Source organism: Streptomyces sp. CB01635, from assembly GCF_002803065.1.
Classification (GTDB): Bacteria; Actinomycetota; Actinomycetes; order Streptomycetales; family Streptomycetaceae; genus Streptomyces.
This window is the reverse complement of record NZ_NNBL01000007.1, coordinates 247,576-270,407: the sequence shown is the minus strand read 5'-3', so window position 1 is coordinate 270,407 and position 22,832 is coordinate 247,576. Positions and strand designations below refer to the sequence as shown.

The window sequence follows — 22,832 nt, the reverse complement described above, 5'->3', positions numbered from 1 at the left end:
GTTGCGAACGGGTGGGCTACGCCACCGCTTCGTGCAGGCGCGCCGCCTGCTTGTCCTTGAGCGGGCCGATGACCGACAGCGAGGGGCGCTGCCCCAGGATGTCGCGGGCCACCGCGCGCACCTCGTCGGGGGTGACCGAGGAGATCTCCTCCAGCATGTCGCTGACGGACATCTGCTCGCCCCAGCAGAGCTCGCTCTTGCCGATGCGGTTCATGAGGGCGCCGGTGTCCTCGAGGCCGAGGACCGTGGAGCCGGAGAGCTGGCCGATGGCGCGGCCGATCTCGTCGTCGGACAGGCCGTGCTCCGCGACGTGGGTGAGCTCGTCGCGGCAGATCTTGAGCACGTCGTGGACCTGGCTGGGCCGGCAGCCCGCGTAGACCCCGAAGAGGCCGCAGTCCGCGAAGCCAGACGTGTACGAGTACACGCTGTAGGCGAGGCCGCGCTTCTCCCTGACCTCCTGGAAGAGGCGGGACGACATGCCGCCGCCCAGGGCGGTGTTGAGGACGCCCATGGCCCAGCGGCGCTCGTCGGTGCGGGCGAGGCCCGGCATGCCGAGGATGACGTGGGCCTGCTCGGTCTTGCGGCCGAGGAGCTCCATGCGGCCGGCCGCGCGCACGGGCTTGCGGCCGTCGCGCGGGGCCATGGGGACGGCGTCGGTGCGGGTGAGGGCGCCGGCCTTCTCGAAGGCGGCGCGCACCTGGCGTACGACCTTGTTGTGGTCGACGTTGCCCGCGGCGGCGACGACGAGGTGCGTCGGGTCGTAGTGCTTCTTGTAGAAGCGGGCGATCTGGCCGCGGTTCAGCGCGTTGATCGTGTCGACCGTGCCGAGGACCGGGCGGCCCAGCGGGGTGTCGCCGAGCATGGTGTGCGCGAACAGGTCGTGCACACAGTCGCCCGGGTCGTCCTCCGTCATCGCGATCTCTTCGAGGATCACACCGCGCTCGGCGTCGACGTCCGCTTCCTCGATGAGGGAGCCGGTCAGCATGTCGCAGACGACGTCGATCGCGAGGGGGAGGTCGGTGTCGAGCACGCGCGCGTAGTAGCACGTGTACTCCTTCGCCGTGAAGGCGTTCATCTCGCCGCCGACCGCGTCGATCGTGGAGGAGATGTCGAGGGCGCTCCGGCGCGAGGTGCCCTTGAAGAGGAGGTGCTCGAGGTAATGCGTCGCGCCGTTCAGCGTGGGCGTCTCGTCGCGGGAGCCGACGTTCGCCCAGATACCGAAGGTCGCGGAGCGTACGGAGGGCAGCGTCTCGGTGACGATGCGCAGGCCGCCGGGGAGGGTGGTCCTGCGGACCGTACCGATGCCGTTCTCGCCCTTGATCAGGGTTTGGGTACGGGCGACGGCCCGCGCCTCCGAGGAGGTGCGGGCCGTCGCCTTGGAGCTACGGGACGTCACTTGTCGGTGTCGTCCTTCGTCTCGTCGCCCTCTTCGCCCTCGACGACGGGGATGAGGGAGAGCTTGCCGCGGGAGTCGATCTCGGCGATCTCGACCTGGACCTTGGCGCCCACGCCGAGAACGTCCTCGACGTTCTCCACGCGCTTGCCGCCGGCCAGCTTGCGGATCTGCGAGATGTGCAGCAGGCCGTCCTTGCCCGGGAGCAGGGACACGAACGCACCGAAGGTCGTCGTCTTCACGACGGTGCCCAGGTAACGCTCGCCGACCTCCGGCATGGTCGGGTTGGCGATCGAGTTGATCGTGGCGCGCGCGGCCTCGGCCTGCGAGCCCTGCTGGGCACCGATGTAGATGGTGCCGTCGTCCTCGATCGTGATGTCGGCGCCGGTGTCCTCCTGGATCTGGTTGATCATCTTGCCCTTCGGGCCGATGACCTCACCGATCTTGTCCACGGGGATCTTGACCGTGATGATCCGCGGGGCGTTCGGGGACATCTCGTCCGGCGTGTCGATCGCTTCCATCATCACGTCGAGGATGTGGAGGCGGGCGTCGCGGGCCTGCTTGAGGGCCGCGGCCAGGACGGAGGCCGGGATGCCGTCCAGCTTGGTGTCGAGCTGGAGAGCGGTGACGAAGTCCTTGGTGCCGGCGACCTTGAAGTCCATGTCACCGAAGGCGTCCTCCGCACCGAGGATGTCGGTGAGGGCGACGTAGTGCGTCTCGCCCTTGATCTCCTGGGAGATCAGGCCCATGGCGATACCGGCGACGGGGGCCTTCAGCGGCACACCGGCGTTCAGCAGCGACATGGTGGAGGCGCAGACCGAGCCCATGGACGTCGAGCCGTTGGAACCGAGGGCCTCGGAGACCTGGCGGATCGCGTACGGGAACTCCTCGCGCGTCGGCAGGACCGGCACGATGGCGCGCTCGGCGAGCGCACCGTGGCCGATCTCGCGGCGCTTCGGGGCGCCGACGCGGCCCGTCTCGCCGACCGAGTAGGGCGGGAAGTTGTAGTTGTGCATGTAGCGCTTGCGGGTCACCGGCGAAAGGGTGTCCAGCTGCTGCTCCATACGGAGCATGTTGAGGGTGGTGACGCCCAGGATCTGGGTCTCGCCACGCTCGAAGAGCGCCGAGCCGTGAACGCGCGGGATGGCCTCGACCTCGGCGGCGAGCGTACGGATGTCCGTGACGCCACGGCCGTCGATGCGGACCTTGTCCTTGATGACGCGCTCGCGGACCAGGGACTTCGTCAGCGCGCGGTACGCCGCCGAGATCTCCTTCTCGCGGCCCTCGAACTTCGGGAGCAGCTTCTCGGCGGCCAGACCCTTGACGCGGTCGAGCTCGGCCTCGCGGTCCTGCTTGCCGGCGATGGTGAGCGCCTGGGCGAGCTCGGTCTTGACGGCGGCCGTGAGGGCCTCGAGCACGTCGTCCTCGAAGTCGAGGAAGATCGGGAACTCGCCGGTCGGCTTGGCGGCCTTGGCGGCCAGCTCCGACTGGGCCTTGCAGAGGACCTTGATGAAGGGCTTCGCGGCCTCGAGACCGGCGGCGACGACCTCTTCGGTCGGCGCCTGGGCGCCGCCCTTGACGAGCTCGATGGTCTTCTCGGTGGCCTCGGCCTCGACCATCATGATCGCGACGTCGCCGTCCTCGAGGACGCGACCGGCGACGACCATGTCGAAGACGGCGTCCTCGAGCTCGGTGTGCGTCGGGAACGCGACCCACTGGCCCTTGATCAGCGCGACACGGGTGCCGCCGACCGGGCCGGAGAAGGGCAGGCCGGCCAGCTGCGTGGAGCAGGAGGCGGCGTTGATGGCGACCACGTCGTACAGGTGGTCGGGGTTGAGCGCCATGACCGTCTCGACGACCTGGATCTCGTTGCGAAGGCCCTTCTTGAAGGACGGACGCAGCGGGCGGTCGATGAGGCGGCAGGTCAGGACCGCGTCCTCGGAGGGACGGCCCTCACGGCGGAAGAAGGAGCCGGGGATCTTGCCGGCCGAGTACATCCGCTCCTCGACGTCCACCGTGAGGGGGAAGAAGTCGAGCTGGTCCTTGGGCTTCTTCGAGGCGCTCGTGGCCGACAGCACCATGGTGTCGTCGTCCAGGTACGCCACGGCGGAGCCGGCGGCCTGACGGGCCAGACGGCCCGTCTCGAAGCGGATGGTGCGGGTGCCGAAGGTGCCGTTGTCAATGACGGCCTCGGCGTAGTGGGTCTCGTTCTCCACTAGCGTTTTCTCCGTTACTTTTCGTCTTTTGTCCCGTTCCGCCCGTGTGGCGGAGGGACGGGGCCGGAGAAGCGCGCCTTGTGTGCGGGCCGGTCTTCGATCGAAGCACCCGGGGTGGACGGGATCCGTCTCCCGGGGGCCACTACCGAGGACCGGCGGCGGCGAGGGTGCGCTTCTCCTCGTGCGGTGATGCGTACGCAGTGATGCGGTGCCACTGGGGGCGGTGCATCGATGCGGTGCATGCATGCGGTGATGCGTGCGGTGGTGCTTTTGTTCGTGTCTCCCAGACTACAAAGCGTCTGTGACACTTCGCACGTACAGCAAAGGGAGCGGCCCCCTGTCGGTGGGAACCGCTCCCTTCACGGCGTCTTAGCGGGCGCCGGCCGCACCGCGGCGGATGCCGAGGCGCTCGACCAGGGCGCGGAAGCGCTGGATGTCCTTCTTGGCCAGGTACTGCAGAAGGCGGCGACGCTGGCCGACCAGGATCAGCAGACCACGACGGGAGTGGTGGTCGTGCTTGTGCGTCTTGAGGTGCTCGGTCAGGTCCGAGATCCGGCGGGACAGCATGGCGACCTGGACCTCGGGGGAGCCGGTGTCGCCCTCCTTCTGGCCGAACTCGGTGATGATCTGCTTCTTCGTAGCGGCGTCGAGCGACACGCGTACTCCTCGTAGTCTGTTCGTGGCCACCGAGTGCCCCTGGTCCACATCTCAGGGGAGCTTCCGATACTCGGGAGGCGAGGTCCGCTGGGCGCAGTCTTCAGATTCCGGATAACCGGAGACCTGAGGGCGCGTACACAAACGGCCGTCACACAGCGTACCAGCCACTCCGTGTGCACCCGACCATGGGCCCGATGGGGCCCACGGCTCCTCGATGGGGTCCGGTCAGCCGGTCATAGAGCGGGCCTTCGTGTACACGTCGAAGACAGCGAGCGTCAGCGGGACCAGCGTGAGCAGGACGAACGTCTCCGCGATCTCCATGAAGCGTCCCCAGAAGGGGCTGACTCCGCGGCGGGGCGTGATCAGACCGATCGATGTGATCAGTGCGGTGGCCGCCGCGATCACCGCGACGAGCCAGACCGTGCGGATGTTGAGGGCCGTGGGGTCGTTCTTCATGAAGAAGTCGGTCAGGTAGTCCACCGGCGGGTGGAGGGAGAGGCCGAGACCGAGCAGGACCAGGGAGGCCAGACCGGCGGCGAGGAGGGAGGCGACCTGCGCGGTGTAGCGGAAGAGCTGCGCGCGCATCAGCATCGCGACGCCGGTGGCGAACGCGAGGAGCTGGCCCCATACGTCGTGCGAGAAGCCGAGGACGGCCGCGGCGCCGACGGACACCAGGGCGCAGCCGCCGACCAGGCCGACGAGCAGCTCGTGGCCGCGGCGGGCCTGGGCCGCGATGCGGTCGGCCTCGACGGGCTCCTGGTTCGCGGGGTCGTCGCCGTACTCGCCGCGGGCCATGCTCGGGGGTTCGAAGCCGATGGGGAGGCGGGCGAAGCGCATGGACAGGCCCGGCAGGAAGGCGAGGGCCCCTACGGAGAGCGGCGCGCACAGGCCGGCGGTCTCCACGGCCGTCAGGTCCGTGAGGATGGCGATGAAGGTCGTGAGTACGCCGACTGCCGACGCGAAGACGAAGGCCACGAAGGGGCCGTCGCCTCCCGGCGAGACGAGGGTGAGGACCACGGAGGCGAGCAGTACGGCCGTGCAGGCCAGCAGGAACTGCAGCCTGCCGATTCCCTGGTGGTCGGCGAGGGGCAGCAGGCCGGAGCCCGCCACCGCCACGTTCGGCAGGGCGCCGAGGCCGAGCGCGATGGCCGAGCCGCGGTCGTCGTAGACCCTGGCGCGCACGCAGGCGAGGACGACGAGGAGGAGGCCGGCCACCGCGGCGAGGACGCCCTGGAGGCTGTTCATGTTGTGGTGCGGCTCGGCCGTCCACGTGACGAAGGCCAGGAGGGCGGGCAGGACGCCGCCGCCGATGAGTCCGGCGCCGCGGGTCAGGTCGCCGTTCCACAGGGTGCGGTCGCGGGTGACGGCCGAGGCGACCGCTTCGGAGACGTCGTCGAAGACGGCCGGCGGCAGTGACTCGGAGAACGGGCGCAGGGTGAGCAGCTCGCCGTCGAGGATGCGCTGCGCGGCGAAGGACCGGGCGCTGTCGAGGACGGTGCCGTCGCGGCGTACGAGGTGATAGCCGACCGGTGCGCCCTCGGCGGGGCTCTGCTGGGAGAGCCGCAGGATTTCCGGATTGAGGTCGGCGACCGGGACGTCGTCGGGCAGTGCCACGTCGATCCGGCTGTCGGGCGCGACGATGGTGACGCGGCAGAAGCCGAGGCCCGTGCCGGCCCCCGAAGGGGCTCCGGTGCCCGCTCCGCCGGTCGCGCCGGCCGTCGCGGAAGCGGAAGCCGTCATGCTCACCTGCTGTTCCCCCTCGGTTGGTGTGTCCGGTGATGCAGCCGGATGTGGAGGTGTTGTGTACGCCGCTCGCGCGCGTCCCCGCAGTCCGTCAACGGGGCTTCCAGGACCGGCGTTGGCGGTCCCGCTCGCTCCCGACAGCGTGAAATGCCCTGATTCTCCGGGCGATCCACGGTGCTCGACTGCACCTCCGGCACCCTACCGCCCACCGTTGTCAGTGACCGTCAGTAGGATCGCAAATCACGATCGACGTCCGCCTGACACGGGGCGGCGGACGGAACACCTCGGTCCGGCAAGGGAATTGGTGCGAAGTGAGTCACATCGTCGTGAAGCGCCCGCCTCGGGCGCTGCCGTCCGAAGTGCCCACGGAAGAGGTGGTCCTGCAGCCTCCGCCCGAGCTGCCGCGCGGGCAGCAGGAGGGCGCGATGATGCAGCTCCTGCCGATGCTCGGCATGGGCGGATCCGTCGTGTTCTTCTTCAATCCCAGCGCGCAGCCGTTCATGAAGATCATGGGCATGGTGATGATCGCGTCGACCCTGGGCATGGGCATCGCGATGCTGGTGCGCTACCGGCGCGGCTCGCAGGGCCAGATGTCGGACATGCGCCGCGACTACCTGCGTTATCTGTCGCAAACCCGGCGCGATGCCACGAAGACCGCGAGGAAGCAGCGCGACGCGCAGTACTACCTGCACCCCTCTCCCGAGCAGCTGTGGGCGCTCGTCGCCGAGGGCAGCCGCGTCTGGGAGCGGCGCACGGGCGACGAGGACTTCGGGCAGGTGCGCGTCGGCCTCGGCCCGCAGGGGCTCGCCACTCCGCTGGTACCCCCGCAGACCGCGCCCGTGGACGAGTTGGAGCCGCTGACGGCGGGCGCCATGCAGCGCTTCCTCGCCGCGCACGGCACGCTCGAGGACCTGCCGATGGCGGTCTCACTGCGGGCCTTCTACCACGTGACGGTCAGCGGTGAGCCGCAGACGGTGCGCGGCACGGCCCGCGCCGTCGTCGCCTCGCTCGCGTCGCTGCACTCCCCCGAGGACCTGGTGATCGCCGTGGCGACGGGCCGGGAGGCCGCGCCGCAGTGGGAGTGGGCCAAGTGGCTTCCGCACAGCCAGGCCGCGGGACAGGCCGACGGCGCCGGCAGCCGCCGTCTGATCACCACCGACCCGATGGAGCTGGAGGCGATGCTGACCACGCGCCTCCAGGGCCGTCCGCGCTTCCACCCCGGTGGGGCGCCCGTCCCCGAGCAGCCCCACCTCGTCGTCGTGCTCGACGGCGTGTCCCTGCCGCCGGTGTCGATGCTGGCCAGCCCCGAAGGCCTGCAGGGCGTCTCCGTCGTCGAGGTCGTTCCCGGTGAGCTGACGGCGGGCCGCGGCGACCTCTCGATCGTCGTTCAGCCCCGCTCCCTGACGTTGGAGTCGGCGCACGGCATGGTCTACGAGGGCACGCCCGACCTGCTGTCGTACGAGGCCGCGGACGCGCTGGCGCGGCAGTTGGCGCCCCTGCGCATGGCCTCGGGCGGCGACGACGACGAACCGCTGCTGGCGAACCTGGACTTCACGGATCTGCTGAGCCTCGGCGACGCCGCGTCCGTGGACACCAAGCGCACTTGGCGCCCGCGCTCGCAGGCGGAGCGGCTGCGCGTGCCCATCGGCGTCGGCGAGGACGGCCGGCCCGTCATGCTCGACCTCAAGGAAGCGGCCCAGGAGGGCATGGGCCCGCACGGCCTGTGTGTCGGTGCGACGGGTTCCGGAAAGTCGGAGCTCCTGCGCACCCTCGTCCTCGGCCTCGCGGTCACGCACTCCTCCGAGACGCTGAACTTCGTACTCGCCGACTTCAAGGGCGGTGCGACCTTCGCGGGCATGGCCCAGATGCCGCACGTCGCGGCGGTCATCACCAACCTCGCGGACGACCTGACGCTCGTCGACCGCATGGGCGACTCCATCCGCGGTGAGCTCAACCGCCGCCAGGAGATGCTCCGCGACGCGGGCAACTACGCGAACATCCACGACTACGAGAAGGCGCGCGCGGCCGGCGCCCCGCTCCAGCCGATCCCGTCCCTCGTCCTGGTGATCGACGAGTTCAGCGAGCTGTTGACGGCCAAGCCCGACTTCATCGAGATGTTCGTGCAGATCGGCCGCATCGGCCGTTCCCTGGGCGTGCATCTGCTCCTCGCCTCGCAGCGCCTCGAAGAGGGCCGGCTGCGAGGCCTGGAGACCTACCTCTCGTACCGGATCGGTCTGCGGACCTTCTCCGCCGCCGAGTCCCGCGCGGCGCTCGGCGTGCCCGACGCGTACGAGCTGCCGAACGTGCCGGGTTCCGGCTTCCTGAAGTTCGGCACGGACGAGATGGTCCGCTTCAAGGCGGCGTACGTGTCCGGGACCTACCGCTCCGGTTCCGCTCAGACGGCGGTGGCGGGCGGGCCGCTTCCGATGGACCGGCGGCCGGTGCTGTTCACGGCGGCCGAGGTGCCGGTGCGGTACGTGTCCGTGCCCCAGCAGCGCCCCGAGACCACGACCACGACCGACGACGCGCTCTCGGACACCGTGCTCGACGTCATCGTGCGCCGGCTCGAGGCGCAGGGTCCGGCGGCCCACCAGGTGTGGCTGCCGCCCCTGGACAGCCCGCCGTCGCTCGACAGTCTCCTTCCCGGCCTCGCCGCCGTGCAGGGCCGCGGCCTCACACAGCCCGGCTACGAGGGCGCGGGACGGCTCATCGTCCCGGCAGGCCTCGTCGACAAGCCGTACGAGCAGCGGCGCGACCCGCTGTGGTGCGACTTCTCGGGTGCGGCCGGCCATATGCAGATCCTGGGCGGCCCACAGTCCGGCAAGTCGACGCTGCTGCGTTCGCTCATCGCCTCGTTCGCCCTGACGCACACCCCGTACGAAGTGCAGTTCTACGGGCTCGACTTCGGTGGTGGCGGTCTGTCGGCCGTCGCCGGGCTGCCGCACGTCGGCGGCGTGGCCTCCCGCCTCGACCCCGAGAAGGTGCGGCGGACGGTCTCCGAGGTCTACGGCGTGATGATGCGCCGCGAGGAGTACTTCCGGTCCTCCGGCATCGCCTCGATCGGCGACTTCCGCACACGCAGGGCGCGCGGCGACATCTCGGTCACCGACCAGCCGTGGGGTGACGTCTTCCTCGTCATCGACGGCTGGGGCAACTTCCGTACGGACTACGAGGGTCTGGAGCCGGCGGTGCTCGACATCGCGGCCCGCGGCCTGGGCTACGGCATCCACCTGGTGCTGACGGCCTCGCGGTCCATGGAGGTCAGGGCGAACATGAAGGACCACCTCATGAACCGCCTCGAGCTGCGGCTCGGCGACACGATGGACTCCGAGTTCGACCGCAAGGTCGCGGCGAACGTGCCGACGGGCGTGCCCGGCCGCGGCCAGTCTCCGCAGAAGCAGCACTTCATGGCGGCGGTCCCGCGGATCGACGGCCTCTCGTCGGACACGGACCTGGCCGAGGCCACGACGGCGCTGACCGCCGAGGTGACCCGGCACTGGACGGCGCCCGGCGCCCCCGAAGTGCGGCTGCTTCCGCGCGAGTTCGCGGCGGACCGGCTACCCCCGGGGAACCTGTTCCCGGACCGCGGCGTGTCGTTCGCGCTCGACGAGGACAACCTGGAGCCGGTGTTCCTCGACTTCGAACAGGACCCGTTCTTCCTCATCTTCGGAGAGAGCGAGTCCGGCAAGTCGAACCTGCTGCGCCTGCTCATCAAGCGCCTCACCGAGCGCTACGACGGCGACTCGTGCAAGCTCTTCGTGGTCGACAACCGCCGCGGCCTGCTGGACGTGACCCCGCCCTCGCACCTGGCGGAGTACATCCCCATGTCGAACTCGATGGGGCACCACATGGATGCACTCGCCGACCTGATGCAGCGGCGTACGCCGACGGCGGAGGTGACGGCGCAGCAGCTGCGGGACCGCAGCTGGTGGCGTGGTCCGAACGTCTTCGTGATCATCGACGACTACGACCTGGTGTCCACGTCGAGCGGCAACCCGCTCTCGGGCCTGACCGAACTGCTCCCGTTCGCGCGGGACGTCGGCGTCCGGTTCATCATCGCCCGCTCCTCGGCGGGCGGCGGCCGGGCCGCGTACGAGCCGTTCATCCAGCGCATGAAGGAGCTCGGCGCCCAGGGCCTCGTCCTGGCCGGCGACCCGGGCGAGGGCGAGCTCCTCGGCGGCGTGCGGCCACGGCCGATGCCGGCGGGCCGCGGCGTCTTCGTCTCGCGCAAGCGGGGGAAGCCGTTGGTCCACACGGGACTGGTCCCTTCCGACCAGTGACGTATAGGGATCGTCATGATTCGGCAACGTCGCTTGAACTGGCCCAATCTTCCTGGTGAGTTGGATGCGCTGTGTAGTGCCCGTCGCCCTCTATGAGGGCGACGGGCACTACGGGAGCACATCAGTCACACGGGGGAAGGCGTCATTCGGTGGCCTGGGACGAGTGGGAACAGCTCAAGGCGGAAGCCCTGCACAGGGGGAACGCCAAGATGCAGTTGAACCAGCTTGCCGACCCGGGCGGAGGCGGCGGGGGGAACCCTCAGGGCGACCTGACGGTCAGCTTCCCTGATCCGCAATCGGAGATGCGGCATTCCGGCTACGCACCCGCATGGACCGGGAGAGCGACCATGCCCGGATCTCCTCGATGAAGGCCGCCGGGGGGCTCAAGTCGGAGTTCGCCGTCGGCAAGGCCCTGGACCATGTGGCTGAGCGCTGGGTGGACCAGGTCCAGTCCCTCCTCGACGCCTGCGCCCACATATCGAACCACCTGGATTACACCAAGGGGGCGCACAAGGGCGACGAGGAGCACATCTACGGCGTCATCAGCAGCATCTCCACCCTGGACAAGGGCTTTGACGAGAAGCGAGGTGCCTGATGGACCTCGACGCGCTGCGTTACGGCAACTTTTCCGCGCTGGGAGAGGCCGTCGGCGACTGGGAGGAGATGGTCGTCAACCTCAAGTCCCTCCAGGACGACGCCGAGCGTGATCTCAAGGCCAAGGCCGACAGGGCGAACTGGCATGGAGCCAACGCCACGGTCTCGCGTGAGTTCGTCGACAAGACCGCCGGGGAGTTCGCCGATGCGCATACGCAGGCCAACTCCATAGCCAAAATACTCGGCGACACCCGTAGCGAACTGATCGACTATCGGCAGCAGCTGAACGACGCGATAGACCGCGGGATGAAGAAGAACCTCACGGTGGTGGACACCGGAAACGGCGGGTTCACCGTCACCATGAACATCCATCCCGACCGCGCCGCCAAAGGCACTGAGGTTCCCGATCACAGCCCGCAGGACGTCACCGGCCTCCGAGACGAGGTGCAGCGGATCCTGAGCGGCGCCACGGAGAGCGACAACACTGCCGCCAAGACGCTCAATCTCATCGTGGACCAGGCCACGTACGGCTTCTCCGGGGCTGACTACAGCGACCGGGACGCGGCTGCGAAGGCCGTCAAGGAAGCCGATGACCTGGCCAACCTGATGAAGAACAAGGGGGACGACATGACCCCTGCGGAGTTCGACCGCCTCAACGCCTCCATGGCCAAGTACAAGAACGACCCGCTGTTCCAGGAAGAGTTCGCCAAGACCCTCGGCCCCAAGGGCACCCTCGACTTCTGGGCGGACCTCTCCGACCCCTCGGACGGCGGCGATCTGCAGCGGGCCCGACGTGACCAGCTCGGCGACTTCCAGAAGAATCTCGGCATGACGCTCGCCGGCGCGACGCAGTCCGACTCGGCCGACATGCAGTCCTGGAAGGACCGCATGGTCGACCTCGGGGGCCAGACGGTCCAGACGAGGGGCAGCAACGTCTACGGATTCCAGTTGATGAGCAACATCATGCGGACCGGTAACTACGACGACGACTTCGTGAACAAGTACGGCAACGCGCTGGTCGCGACCGAGAAGAAGATGAAGCTCCCCGACCACTACTGGCAGGGAGCCGGCGGGCCGCCGATGCCGAAGATGAACTTCATCGGTGAGGACTTCGGCCGTGATCCGATGACGGGCTTCATGACCGGTCTCTCCAACAGTCCGGACGCTGCGACCGAGTTCTTCAACGAGACGCATCCGCAGGACAACGCGGAATGGGTGCTGAAGGAGCGGCACACGTTCGACGACACCCCGCTCGACGACGGGGACGGGAATCAGTCACGGGACGCGACCGGCAGGGCCCTCCTCGCGGCCACGAGCGGCATGAATCCGAACGACCCCAACGCCACGTACGTGGAGCACACTCCGGAGAACCGCCAGGCCCTCGACCGGTCACTCAAGTACCTGTCCGAGACCGGCGACGACTTCCCTCACGAGATGCGCGACGACATGGCGAAGGTCCTGGTGAACTACGGGGACGAAACGCACAACACGATGAGTTCCCAGGCCGACCATCCCGACGACCCCAGGCAGCTCGACCGGCACCAGCTCCTCGAAGTGACCAAGCAGATCTCCCGTGACCAGGACTCTTACGGACTGCTGAACGACGGGCTGAACCGCGAGATCGTCCACGACATCAACACCGATCACCCGAGCGATCCCAAGGAAACGCTGCAGCGGGCCGGTGCGACCGTCGGCTTCCTGGAGGAGGCGCGCTATCAAGCGCTGGACACGGACAAGGAAGACCCGTCCTGGAAGGCGAAGTGGGCCTACCACGGCATCGGCGGCGCGGTGAACTTCATTCCGGTGGTCGGCGACGCCGCACAGCGCGGCGTCGACGCACTGACCTACCAGTGGCAGCAGGACGAGCAAGGGCGCATCGACGATCAGAATCACCAGCAGAACGGCAAGACGTTCACGGGCCGGGAAGGTCAGTTGGAATCTCTGGCGAAGATCTGGGCCACCGCCAATCCTGGCCAGACGGAGAACAATTCCTACACGTTGACCAACGAGATCAACGCCGCCGCCTTTGACGGCAACGCGCGCGCTCGAGGACTGGCAGGCGATCAGTGAGGCAGAACGCACTGCGGATACCGTTGGGTGCCGCAGCGATCTTGGCGATGTTGACAGCCGCGGCATGCACCAGCTCACCGGGGAGGGACTATGCCGTACCGAAGGCGGCATGCGGAGTCCAGGTGGGATCCAAGCTGCTGTCCCCTCTCCTCCCCGACGGCGAGAAGCTGACTCAGCGCGACTACAACTTCGGCCCCACGCAGCCCCGTTGCGAACTGAAGGTCGATGGGAATCTTGTCGTCCATTTCTCCGGCGACGTGGTTCCGGCCAGCACCGATGTCATCGCGGTGAACGAACGCGGAATGCGGGGACTGGGCCGTCCGGCAGCTGCGAACATCGGCCAGGATGCCCGCATCGCAGACCGCGGAGCCCTGGCTGTGGACAGGTGTACGTACGGCGGGAAGCAGCAGAAGTTCGTCGCGGACATCGAGTTGAAACAACAGGCAACCCAGGATGTGTCCGAGCGGCGCGATGCGCTGCGCTCACTCCTGAAGGCCTATCTTCCTGCGGCGATGAAGAACATGGGCTGCAATTGAGCTCTCCGGCGGAGCTGTAGCGCGCCCGGCGCCGGGCTGCACCAGGGAGTGCCTTGCCGGAACAGGCGGGTGCAAGTCTTCTGACGCCCCGCGCACCTTCGGCTGTCCCAAGTACGCTGGCCAGACTGCATGTACGTACATCGGGAAGGGGCCCGGATCATGGCCGAGGCAGCACAGGCCGCCGCACAGGGCATGGGAAGCGATGCCGCCGGGGAGTCCTCGGAGGAGGTCAAGGCGCGCAAGGAGCGGGAGAAGAACGAGCTCTACGCCCTCGACATCTCCGACGCCGAATGGCACAGCGCCCCCGGCACCGAGGACCACGAGGAGCGCGTCGAGATCGCGTACCTGCCGGCCGGCGCGGTGGCGATGCGGTCATCGGTGGATCCGGAAACGGTGCTTCGATACACGGAAGCGGAGTGGACGGCATTCGTACTGGGGGCTCGGGACGGGGAGTTCGATCTGGAGGATGCGGCGGGGGACGGGGGCGAGTAGGGCAGGGCGTCAGCCGGTTGAGCCCGGCTGGTCTCCGAGCGCATCGGGCATTCGTCGACCGTCCGGATGCACGTGGCGGCGCATTTCAAGGTCAGAAAACCGGCAACGCGCACACCCTGCCATCGATGCTGACGAAGACTCGGTTGCCGTCACCCGCGAAAACCTTCTGCTTGGCCGGCCTGAGGCTGTCGGGGAGGTCGTACACCCACTCCTCCTCCCCGCCCGCCAGTCTCATCGTGCGCGTGTCCGTGACACAGAACGTCCACACACCGCTTCCCTGGACCACCAACGGGCTGTTCACGTCACCCACGCTGGTTGTTGACCAGGCCTCGCTGCCGTCACGGGAGCTCAGCCCCGTCGGCGAGCCGCCACCCGAGGTGGCATAGACAACGCCGTTGTGGACGGTCGCCGGGCCCCACGCCTCCGCCCCGTACTCCGCCTCGTCGACACTCTTGGCGGACCACCGCTTCTCACCGTCGCTGATCCTGAATGCGGACAGCTCCCTGCCGTGCAGGTACACGGTGTCAGCGTCGACGACCGGCTTGATCATGCTCTCCGACTGGCCCTCCAGATCCCACACTTGGCGCCCGTCGTCCGTCGCCACGGCAATCACGTGGCCCTTGGGAGTTGCCACCACCAATCGCCCCCGGGCGATGGCGCCGCGCGCCTCGATCGGCGTGCCGAGTTCCGTGGGAATCCGCACGGTCCACCGAATCCTGGCGTCGGAACGGCCAACGCTGCGCAGCCTGCGATCCTTCGTCACCACATAGACCGCATCGCCGTCCGCCGCCAGCAACACCTCGGCGTCGACGTCGGCGGTCCACTTGGGCTCGCCCGTGGACGCCACGAAGGTACGCAGGATGCCGTCCCAGTCGGCGGCCGCGACGAGCCGGTCGGAGAGGGAGAGATAGCGACAGCTCATCCGGATGTCGGGGGCGGACCAGCGATGCTTCCCGTCCACGACGTTCCGTGCGGTGAGGCCGCCGCTCACTGCCGCGAGGACGACCACGTCCCGAACGGGCAGGATCCCCGGACCGTCAGGGGACGCCACCGGCTGAGGTCCCCACAATTCCTTCGAGGATTCGCCCACGATGTAGTCGCCGGCGTCAGCCGTCAGCACCCGCGCCTGAGGCTTCCTCGCTGCAGGAGGAATGTCGAAGGCGCTTGCCTCCTTCGCCTTTTCCGACTCCCTGCCCAGCCACCACGCGGTCCCCCGGCGTGTGTTCCTGCCCGGTCGCCTGCTCCGGGGACATGAACGCCGGTGTGCCGACCGCGGCTCCGGTGCTCGTGAGCCGGTCGTCGCCGATGGCCCGGGCGATCCCGAAGTCGATGGCCTTGGGCCCGTACGCGGTGACCATGATGTTCGACGGCTTGAGGTCCCGGTGGACGACGTCGGACCGGTGGAGCTGGCCGAGCGCGGTGCAAAGCGCCGCTCCCAGGACCCGTACGGATGCCTCCGGCATGGGGCCCGCCGATTCGACCGCCTCGTCGAGTGGCGGCCCCAGTACGTACTCGGTGGCGAGCCACGGAGTCTCGGCGAGCGGGTCGGCGTCCACGACCGCGGCACCGAACTGCCCGCCGATGACCCGGGCCGCGTCCGCCTCCAGCCGGAACCTCGTCCGGAAGGCGTGGTCGGAGGCGATCCGGGCGTGCATCGTCTTCACGGCGACGGTGCGGCCGCCCGCCGAGCGGGCCAGGTACACGGTGCCCATTCCGCCGCTGCCGAGCCGTGCGATGAGCCGGTACGCGCCGAACGCGGCAGGGTCGTCGTGGGTGAGGGGCGAAGGCATGGGTGCGTCAGTCCTGGCGGTGGGCGGAGACGGGGAGAGGCGGCGCCCACGCCGGGCGCTCCGGCGGCACGATCTCGGCGGCGAGGACGGCCGCCGACTGGTGCACGATCGCCGCGATGACGCGGGCGGGGAGCCAGCCGGGGGCGAACAGGGCGGTGGCGCGGCTCGCGGCCTGGAATCCGGAGGGGCCCGCGGCGGTCTCGGGAGCGAACTCGTCGAGCAGTTCGGCGAGCTGGGGGCGCGCTCCCGGGTCTCTGGAGAGGCACCGCCCAACGAGGGAGCGTAGAGACGACGGCAGCTCATCCCGCTCGGGCGCGGTGTGCCCGGCGGCCGCGTAGGCGAGGGTCGCGCCCAACGCGTAGACATCGCCCAGCGGTCGCGGTCGGCCGCCGGCCGCCTGCTCGGGCGGGAAGCTGCCGGGGTCGAGCCCGGGCAGCCCGGAGCGCGAGGTCCCGTCCGGTGCGGCGGCGCGCACCGCGCCGAAGCAGGTGAGGCGGGGCCCGTCGGCGGCGAGCAGTACGGCGGCCGGGGAGACACCGGCGTGCGTGAGGTTCTGCCCGTGCGCGACGACGAGCGTCTCGGCGAGGGCGGCACCGAGGGCGCGGACGGTGTGCTCGGGGAGAGGACCGCCGTGAACGGCGAGGGCTGTGGGGAGCGGGAGAGCGGGCAGGTAGGGGCGGGCGTGCCAGGGGGAATCGCCGGGTGCGGCAAGTTCGGTGGCCGGTGATGCCCAGGGCCCGAGGAGGTACCGGGAGGCGTCGGCCTCTGTCATGTAGCGCTGCGGGTCGGTACCGGGAAGCGGCACACTCACCAGGACGGTGCGGTCGCCGTCGGGGGTGCGGGCGATGTAGCGGTGCTCGGGAACGGGGGAACGGGATGTGCGGTCGTCGAGGCGCGTGATGGGGGCGTACGGGCCGATGCGCACTCCCGTGGCCACCGCACCTGGCGTACGCATACGCGATTGTCCCCCACCCATTCCGTTGTCCGGCGGGCCTACTTGTGGGCCTATGAAACCTCGCTGATCAACCAGCGCTGCCCACCCCAAAGGCCAGCCACTCGGGCACCGGCTTTCCCTTGATTGATTCGCCTCGCACCATGTTGCTGCCGAAGAAGATCCGCCCGTTCTCAACAACTACGTCGCTGAATTTCGTGTACGTCAGCGACACGGCCTCATTGAGAACCGTAAAGTAGAAGAACACTTTTTCTTTTCCCGTGCGCGGATCGAGACTCACCAGCGAGAAAGGAGCATAGTTATCGGTACCGTCCCTGAACGCCAGAAGCTGGCCACCGCTCATCCGCACGGGATGGATCATCTGATCCGGACCTGCCTCAAACTTCACAACCGGCTTTCCGGTACCGAGATCGAAAGAAACGATCCGGTTCGATCGATGATTGGACCCATCGACGTCTTCACCACTGGTGATGAATACTTGGCCTCCCCCAACAACAATGTCACTGCAGTCATCGACAGCCGAGTAAGTGACGCCACTATCACAATCTACCTCGTAGTGGCCACCGTCCAAGCGAACAGTTGCCCGATACTTCCCTCTCTCATCGAGTGAGATCAGGTCAGAAATATCATCCTCACCTGCGGCGACTGCAAGAACAGCAGGTTCGGAAGAGATAATGAATACGAGCCCGACACTTTCGGCTACGTCATACCTCCACTTCTCCTTACCTGAGCGCGGATCGAGCTTTGCGATTTTGGTTGTCGGCTCGTAATCCGAGGTCGTGCAATCAAGCCGCAGCAGCAGAGCCTTACCTCCGGCGAACCCACCTTCGCGGCAGTTGGCGATTCCCTTCCGCTCCCAGAGCCGTTTCCCGGACTTCATGTCGTAGCCGGCGGATCCGCGAGCCCAAGCCGATGACACCACCCCCTTCGCCATTGTCACATCCGGGAAATTCCCCAAGGCGGATTCTTTCCAGGGAATGACTACTTGCCAAAGCTTCTTTCCTGAATCGAGATCGAAGAGCGCCAGCTGATTACAGGCGCCGTCTTTCTCTTTGTCCTTGAATGCGATGGCCGTGCGGCCGTCGACGGTAACGTGCTGCGTCCAGGCGCAGATGGAACCGGTGAGGTCGTGTCTCCACGCCTCGTCACCCGAATCGATGTCGACTGCTTCGAGGGCATCGTTGTTGCCCTTGACCAGTACCTTGTCTCTCGCCCAGGTTCCCGGCGTCTCTTGGTCCTGATTCGGCTCGACTCGGTCCTGCATCGACGCCACCAGATGACCGGCCGTACCACGGGGGCGCTTCTCCACGGTCTCCCGGATGTCGTCAGGAGCCTGCTGAACAGCTGCCGCCTTGTTCCCCATTCCAGGGTCGCCGCCGTCCGGCGACCCCGCAATCAAAAACCAGCCGCCTGCACCGGCCACCGCCACCAGGGCCAGCACCGCACAGGCCCACGCCCTCACGCGGCGACTACGGCGCTCCTCTGCTGCGCGCTGCGATTGCGTGAATGGTGATGGCGGTGGTCCGAAACTCATGTTCGTCTTCCTGATCAGTGAAAGCGAGGGCACCAAATAGCCTGGTTCGTTGCCCAGTTACTGGAATTCATGCCGTGCGCAGGCACAGCGACGGGGTGGGCGCCTCCCGCGCGCGCCCACCCCGGATCCTGTCCTCTTCGTTCTACAGGAAGAAGCTGGCAGCCTTCTTGTCGCCACCCATGTAGTCACCGCCGGCCAGGTGCACTACGTGACCGATGGCCTTGAGAGCCTCGTGGATGTCGCGGGCCTCGTCGTCCCACTCCTTCTGCTGGGTACCGTACGTATCCTGGGTCTCACCCTCCCAGTACGCGACCGTGCCCGCCACCAGGGTCTTGATCTCCTGCAGGTCGGCGTCGAGCTGCTTGGCCATGTTTCCGATTTCGGTGGCCGCGGTGTCGAGAGCGCCGTACTTGACGATCATCTCGTCGTGGTTCATGCCCATGATCTACTCCATCTCCCCTGGGGTTCAGACCTACTACTGATGCGTGGCCGACTCGCTCAGTAGCCGCTGAGCGTGGACTTCGGGGCGCCGTCGTACACGTTGATCTTGTTGACCTGCTGGCGCACGTGGTCCTCGGAGTCGTCCTTGATCTTCCGAGTACCGGTCATCGCGTCGAGGAACTTCACGAGGATGTTTCCGATCTTCACCATCGACGTGTTGATCTCGTGCTGCTTCGTATTGAAGGCGTTGGCGCCGATGCCCTTCCAGTTACCTTCCAGGCTGTCGATCGTCCCCTGGAGGCGGTGCACCGTCGACTTGATGTTGTCAAACTTCTCCGAGATCTTGCGCTCGAGCGCAATCATCTCTTGATCTGAGAGCCGCTGCCCCTGTGCCGCCATGTTCGGCCTACCTCTCCTGAGTTACTGATGGAACTTTCTGGATTCCCGTCTGGCCGGGGCAAGAATCTGCCCCCTGCTCGACGGGCGTTGAACGATGAAGCGGGCTCAGCCGGAGCGCCGAGTTCGCAGCACCGCGATCGCCCCGCCCCCGATCACCACCACCGCGGCAGCGGCTCCGAGGACAATCCACAACTGGTCATTGCCGTCCGAGGACTTCGCACTAGATCCTGCCGCCGAGGTCTCGCCACCTGAAGTGGATTTCGGGGGCTGTGACGAGGCTGGTACGGAAGCGGAGGGGGTAGCGTCGGTGCCGGAACTGCCCGTGGAGGTCTGCTCATTGGAGACGGGGTCGACGTTGGCGGCCCCCGGCTTGCCCTCTCCGTGCAAGAGGCTGCGCGACGGCCGGATCAGCCCGTAGCCGAGATACTTGCTCGGCGCGTCCTTCGGCCAGTCGCGCCCCGCCGTGTCGAGCAGGACGCGGGAGACCTGATTCGCCGTCCAGTTGGGGTGAGCCGACCAGATGAGCGCGGCGGAGGCAGAAGCGATCGCGGAAGCCGCACTCGTTCCTTCCGCTCCACCGCAGTACGAACGGAATGCCGTGTCGCACCAGCGAGGCACGTCAAGACCGGGTGCCGCGAGGTCCACACCCCGGCCATGCGCCGAGAAGTCCCCGACTGATCCCGACTTGTCAGAGGCGGCCACACCAACGACGTACGGATAGGCAGCCGGATACTCAACCGCGCTGTTCTTCTGCTGCGCGTTGTTTCCGACGCCGGCGAACATCAACTTGCCCTTGGAAGCGGCGTACTCAATGGCTTCCTGCTCGCCGGGCGAAATCGTATCTCCACCGAAGGACATATTGATGATCTGAGCGTCGCTGTCAGCTGCCGCCTTGATCGCCTGAACCGGATCAGGCGTCCTCTTGGTTTCCGAAGCGCCCTTCAAGCCCGCAAGGTTCACACGGTAGGGAACGATCTTCGAGCCAGGGGCCAGCCCTTTCAGCCCACCCCCCGCGCCAGTGCCGGCGATCAGCTCCGCAATCGTGGTCCCGTGCCCCGAGTAGTCCTCCGTCGCATGGAAGGCCACGGACTTAGGTATGTCAGCCGTCAGTACCTGTCCCTTCAGGGACGGGGTCGCGGGATTGACTCCCGTATCCACCACCGCAACCTTGATTCCCTTGCCGGTACTGACCTTCCACAACTGGTCAGCATCCATTGCGTCCAGATACCACTGCTTCGGCTGGACGCCGCCGGCAACCGCGTTCGGAGCCAGTCCTGCGGACAGGGCTGTGAGGGCTCCGAGCGCCGCACCCATGGCGGCCGCTCGCCTCCCGGCGCGCCCGGCGAAGAGCGCAGACCCGCGTCGGCTGGTCCCTGGCTTCATGCTTCGTTCGTCCTCGCTCGTGACTTAGTCGATCACCGGCGGCACATCGCGCCGCGGCTTGTCCGGCATGTGGGGCTGCTCATCCTCGACGAGATAGTCGGGCCGCTGCGTGCCCGCCTCCTCATCCCGCTCGGCGGATCCATTGCCTCCCGGACCACGCACCAGGCCGGAGCCTCCGCTCGTGAACCCGGCCCGTCCCGCCCGGGCTGCCGAGTTGCGTCCCTGTGGGGTGCCGGTCACGCCATCGGGACTGCCACCCAGACTGCGTCCCGCCCCGGTGCCCTTGGCGGCACTGGGCGCTCCGATGACTCCGCGCTGACCGGTCCTTCCAGTGGAATTGCGCGATCCGGCCGCGCCCTCTCCACCGATGACCGTGCCGCGCGGAACCTTGGGACCGGTCTTTCCAGACGCTCCACCAGCAGCCGTAGCCCTTCCGCCCACAACACCGTTGCTGCGGCCCGCACCCGTCTGACCCGTGCCAGTCGGCCGACCACCCGCCGTGCCACCGACTCGCGGCGTTCCACCGGAGATCCCTCGGCCTGTGGCGGTCGGTCTGCCGGCCGGCATTCCACCCTTGGTGCCGGCCTGACCGGTTGACGTAGCGCGCCCCATCGGGTTCGACGTCCCCTGCCCCGGGCCCCGGACGGCACCTTGACCGCCGGCCCGTCCCTGAGCTGTGAGCGGGGCCCTTGTTCCGCTCCCCGTCGCGAGACCTCGGCCACCGGGTCCAGAGGGCATGGGCTTCACGAAGCCGGTGCCGAAGGGGCCAGGTGGCTGCCCTCCCCCAGAGACGCTGGGGCCCGTGGTGGTCGGAGGCGTTCCGGTCACCGGGGTGGTCGTCTGCGGCGGAAGCGTGTCGACGCTGTCGATCTCCGTACCCACTGGCTGGCGGGGAGGAGTGGTGAAGTCGTGAGTATCGTTCACCGGTGGCGTGATGCCGTCCGTACGACCGTGAACTGTTGAAGCGTCGGCCTGATGGTGACTCGGAGTACCTGACTCGGGCCTCGCCGACGTCGGCCGGTCCGCCGTATCCACCCCGGGGTGAAAGACTTCGTGCCTGGGAGCCGGCTTCGGCACCCCCACATCAGGCATCGTGTCGAAGGTCGGCGGGTGCTGGTCCTGCAGGAACTCGCCCGACACCGCGTAGAACGACGACAGGCGGTTCATCTGGTTGATCGCCTCTTGCCGGTGCTTCTCCGCCTGCACGGCCGCGGTGTAATCGTGGTTGGTCTCGACCCGCGCCGGCGTCGGAATGTCGGCGACCCCCTTGGGGTTGATCCGGGTGTCACGTGGCGGCATTGAGCTGCGGACCGACGCCAGGCCGGCGCCCGCCGCGGTGATCTGAGTGCCGGCTGCATCGGCGAAGTCGCCCAGCTTGTGCGTGTTCTTGACCAGGTCCCGCCCCCATGTGCGGAACGCGTCTCCGGACTCACCCACCCACTGGACGCGGTCGATGTGGCCGCTCAGCTCCGAGGCGGCAGCCTTGATGGCATCACGCGCATCCCAGAGAGCCTTACCTGCGTTCTCCAGGTCCTCGGGCTTCGTTCGCTGAACCAGGTCCACCATGTCGTTGAGGCGGTGGTCCTCGAAGTTCGTGCGCCCCCGAAGGGCGTCCCCCACGACCGGGACGCCCATCAGGACGGATCGGAACGTATCGGTGACGAAGTTGCCCTTGGGCGCGTGCGAGACCGAGTTGGCTATGTCAGTGAAGCCATTCTGGTCCTGCACTCGCGCCTGGTCAGCCTGGTGCGGCTGGTTCTTCGGCTTGTCGCCGGACATCAGTTGTACCCCACCGTGGACTTGGTGTTGTCGGACTGCTTCGGGGCGGTCTTGCCGTCCTTCTCGGCCTGCGCGGCTTCGCGCTGCTGGCTCTGCTGCTCCGAGAGCTGGGTCTGGATCTCCCAGAACCGATGCCTCAGGTCCTCGTCCAGATTGGCGAAGCCGTTCTTCGCGCCCAGCACAGCGATCCCTGTCGCCTCGATCTGAAGACTGAGCGACTTGGAGAGCGCCGTGAGATGCCCGTGCACACGGTTGTACTGGCTGTAGAGGTGATCGGCCTCGTGGAAGGCCCCGCTGCCGTCACTGAAGGACGCCCGGGAGATCGTCTGGGAGCCCACCTTGGTCGCGTTGCCGGCGGAACCCTCGAAGTCCGCCAGCAGCGCGTCCACCCGCTTCTGGAAGTCCTTCAGCAGCTCACCGCTGACCTCCAGATTCGCGGCGGCCGCAGCCGACACCCCGCCCATCGCCATGTCCGCAGGAAGCATGACGTGCCCCCTTCCCCGTTCCCCGTCGGTCCTTCAGTCCGCGCCCGGAGCGCGGTGGCGCGAGCGTCCCTCATCGCGCCTTTACCAC

The 22,832-nt window shown here is 67.8% G+C and carries 18 protein-coding genes; 5 read left to right on the top strand and 13 right to left on the bottom strand.

The features are described from left to right. Nucleotides 1-16: 16 nt before the first annotated feature. From CG723_RS21905 to eccD, 4 genes are all read right to left on the bottom strand, one after another. Nucleotides 17-1,396: a M16 family metallopeptidase gene (locus tag CG723_RS21905; RefSeq protein ID WP_100595168.1), complete on the bottom strand. Its 1,380-nt coding sequence runs from the start codon at nucleotides 1,394-1,396 to the stop codon at nucleotides 17-19. Then, entirely contained in the window at nucleotides 1,393-3,609 is a 2,217-nt protein-coding gene (locus tag CG723_RS21900; RefSeq protein ID WP_100595167.1) for a polyribonucleotide nucleotidyltransferase, read from the bottom strand. The genes CG723_RS21905 and CG723_RS21900 overlap by 4 nt, the downstream gene beginning before the upstream one ends. 369 nt (nucleotides 3,610-3,978) lie before the next feature. Beyond that, nucleotides 3,979-4,266 carry a 30S ribosomal protein S15 gene (gene rpsO / locus CG723_RS21895; RefSeq protein ID WP_100595166.1) on the bottom strand — a complete coding sequence of 96 codons (288 nt, stop codon included), beginning with the start codon at nucleotides 4,264-4,266 and terminating at the stop codon, nucleotides 3,979-3,981. A gap of 225 nt (nucleotides 4,267-4,491) precedes the next feature. Continuing rightward, nucleotides 4,492-6,006: a type VII secretion integral membrane protein EccD gene (gene eccD, locus CG723_RS21890; RefSeq protein ID WP_100595191.1), complete on the bottom strand. Its 1,515-nt coding sequence runs from the start codon at nucleotides 6,004-6,006 to the stop codon at nucleotides 4,492-4,494. Between the two features lie 314 nt (nucleotides 6,007-6,320). On the opposite strand from eccD, the gene eccCa reads away from it, so the two are divergent. From eccCa to CG723_RS21865, 5 genes are all read left to right on the top strand, one after another. Then, the gene (eccCa, locus tag CG723_RS21885; protein ID WP_100595165.1) at nucleotides 6,321-10,289 is read left to right on the top strand and encodes a type VII secretion protein EccCa; all 3,969 of its coding nucleotides are present in this window, start codon (nucleotides 6,321-6,323) and stop codon (nucleotides 10,287-10,289) included. 328 nt (nucleotides 10,290-10,617) lie between these two features. Then, nucleotides 10,618-10,884: a hypothetical protein gene (locus CG723_RS48970; protein WP_324903854.1), complete on the top strand. Its 267-nt coding sequence runs from the start codon at nucleotides 10,618-10,620 to the stop codon at nucleotides 10,882-10,884. Next, a complete protein-coding gene (locus CG723_RS21875) occupies nucleotides 10,884-12,953 on the top strand; it encodes a hypothetical protein (protein ID WP_100595164.1) in 2,070 nt (689 codons plus the stop codon). Before CG723_RS48970 ends, CG723_RS21875 begins: the two co-directional genes overlap by 1 nt. Before the next feature lie 122 nt (nucleotides 12,954-13,075). Beyond that, nucleotides 13,076-13,489 carry a hypothetical protein gene (locus CG723_RS21870; RefSeq protein WP_100595163.1) on the top strand — a complete coding sequence of 138 codons (414 nt, stop codon included), beginning with the start codon at nucleotides 13,076-13,078 and terminating at the stop codon, nucleotides 13,487-13,489. 192 nt (nucleotides 13,490-13,681) lie between these two features. Next, on the top strand, nucleotides 13,682-13,981 hold the full coding sequence (locus CG723_RS21865) for a DUF397 domain-containing protein (RefSeq protein ID WP_100595190.1): 300 nt from the start codon (nucleotides 13,682-13,684) through the stop codon (nucleotides 13,979-13,981). A gap of 91 nt (nucleotides 13,982-14,072) precedes the next feature. Here CG723_RS21865 and CG723_RS21860 read toward each other — a convergent pair whose 3' ends face one another. The 9 genes from CG723_RS21860 to CG723_RS21820 all read right to left on the bottom strand — a co-directional run bounded on the left by CG723_RS21860 (nucleotide 14,073) and on the right by CG723_RS21820 (nucleotide 22,744). Continuing rightward, nucleotides 14,073-15,101, bottom strand: a complete 1,029-nt coding sequence (locus CG723_RS21860) for an outer membrane protein assembly factor BamB family protein (RefSeq protein WP_159032503.1) — start codon at nucleotides 15,099-15,101, stop codon at nucleotides 14,073-14,075. Then, nucleotides 15,088-15,771, bottom strand: a complete 684-nt coding sequence (locus CG723_RS21855; protein ID WP_234374438.1) for a serine/threonine-protein kinase — start codon at nucleotides 15,769-15,771, stop codon at nucleotides 15,088-15,090. The genes CG723_RS21860 and CG723_RS21855 overlap by 14 nt, the downstream gene beginning before the upstream one ends. Nucleotides 15,772-15,778: 7 nt before the next feature. Continuing rightward, the gene (locus tag CG723_RS21850; protein ID WP_100595161.1) at nucleotides 15,779-16,726 is read right to left on the bottom strand and encodes a serine/threonine protein kinase; all 948 of its coding nucleotides are present in this window, start codon (nucleotides 16,724-16,726) and stop codon (nucleotides 15,779-15,781) included. A 67-nt stretch (nucleotides 16,727-16,793) separates the two neighbouring features. Continuing rightward, nucleotides 16,794-18,257, bottom strand: a complete 1,464-nt coding sequence (locus CG723_RS21845; RefSeq protein ID WP_100595160.1) for an outer membrane protein assembly factor BamB family protein — start codon at nucleotides 18,255-18,257, stop codon at nucleotides 16,794-16,796. 142 nt (nucleotides 18,258-18,399) lie between these two features. Continuing rightward, entirely contained in the window at nucleotides 18,400-18,699 is a 300-nt protein-coding gene (locus CG723_RS21840) for a WXG100 family type VII secretion target (RefSeq protein WP_100595159.1), read from the bottom strand. Nucleotides 18,700-18,755: 56 nt separating this feature from the next. Next, nucleotides 18,756-19,061: a WXG100 family type VII secretion target gene (locus CG723_RS21835; protein WP_234374437.1), complete on the bottom strand. Its 306-nt coding sequence runs from the start codon at nucleotides 19,059-19,061 to the stop codon at nucleotides 18,756-18,758. A 141-nt stretch (nucleotides 19,062-19,202) separates the two neighbouring features. Continuing rightward, entirely contained in the window at nucleotides 19,203-20,411 is a 1,209-nt protein-coding gene (locus CG723_RS21830) for a S8 family serine peptidase (protein WP_100595157.1), read from the bottom strand. 93 nt (nucleotides 20,412-20,504) lie between these two features. After that, nucleotides 20,505-22,259: a hypothetical protein gene (locus CG723_RS21825; RefSeq protein WP_100595156.1), complete on the bottom strand. Its 1,755-nt coding sequence runs from the start codon at nucleotides 22,257-22,259 to the stop codon at nucleotides 20,505-20,507. Continuing rightward, complete coding sequence (locus CG723_RS21820; RefSeq protein ID WP_234374436.1) at nucleotides 22,259-22,744, bottom strand: hypothetical protein; 486 nt, start codon at nucleotides 22,742-22,744, stop codon at nucleotides 22,259-22,261. The genes CG723_RS21825 and CG723_RS21820 overlap by 1 nt, the downstream gene beginning before the upstream one ends. Between the last annotated feature and the right edge of the window lie 88 nt (nucleotides 22,745-22,832).

Coding starts and splice junctions, on each gene's coding strand:
- eccD (WP_100595191.1), bottom strand. CDS start 6,006: ATGACGGCTTCCGCTTCCGCGACGGCCGGCGCGACCGGCGGAGCGGGC.
- CG723_RS48970 (WP_324903854.1), top strand. CDS start 10,618: ATGGACCGGGAGAGCGACCATGCCCGGATCTCCTCGATGAAGGCCGCC.
- CG723_RS21875 (WP_100595164.1), top strand. CDS start 10,884: ATGGACCTCGACGCGCTGCGTTACGGCAACTTTTCCGCGCTGGGAGAG.
- CG723_RS21865 (WP_100595190.1), top strand. CDS start 13,682: ATGGGAAGCGATGCCGCCGGGGAGTCCTCGGAGGAGGTCAAGGCGCGC.
- CG723_RS21855 (WP_234374438.1), bottom strand. CDS start 15,771: ATGCCTTCGCCCCTCACCCACGACGACCCTGCCGCGTTCGGCGCGTAC.
- CG723_RS21850 (WP_100595161.1), bottom strand. CDS start 16,726: ATGCGTACGCCAGGTGCGGTGGCCACGGGAGTGCGCATCGGCCCGTAC.
- CG723_RS21845 (WP_100595160.1), bottom strand. CDS start 18,257: ATGAGTTTCGGACCACCGCCATCACCATTCACGCAATCGCAGCGCGCA.
- CG723_RS21840 (WP_100595159.1), bottom strand. CDS start 18,699: ATGGGCATGAACCACGACGAGATGATCGTCAAGTACGGCGCTCTCGAC.
- CG723_RS21835 (WP_234374437.1), bottom strand. CDS start 19,061: ATGATTGCGCTCGAGCGCAAGATCTCGGAGAAGTTTGACAACATCAAG.
- CG723_RS21830 (WP_100595157.1), bottom strand. CDS start 20,411: ATGGGTGCGGCGCTCGGAGCCCTCACAGCCCTGTCCGCAGGACTGGCT.
- CG723_RS21825 (WP_100595156.1), bottom strand. CDS start 22,259: ATGTCCGGCGACAAGCCGAAGAACCAGCCGCACCAGGCTGACCAGGCG.
- CG723_RS21820 (WP_234374436.1), bottom strand. CDS start 22,744: ATGCTTCCTGCGGACATGGCGATGGGCGGGGTGTCGGCTGCGGCCGCC.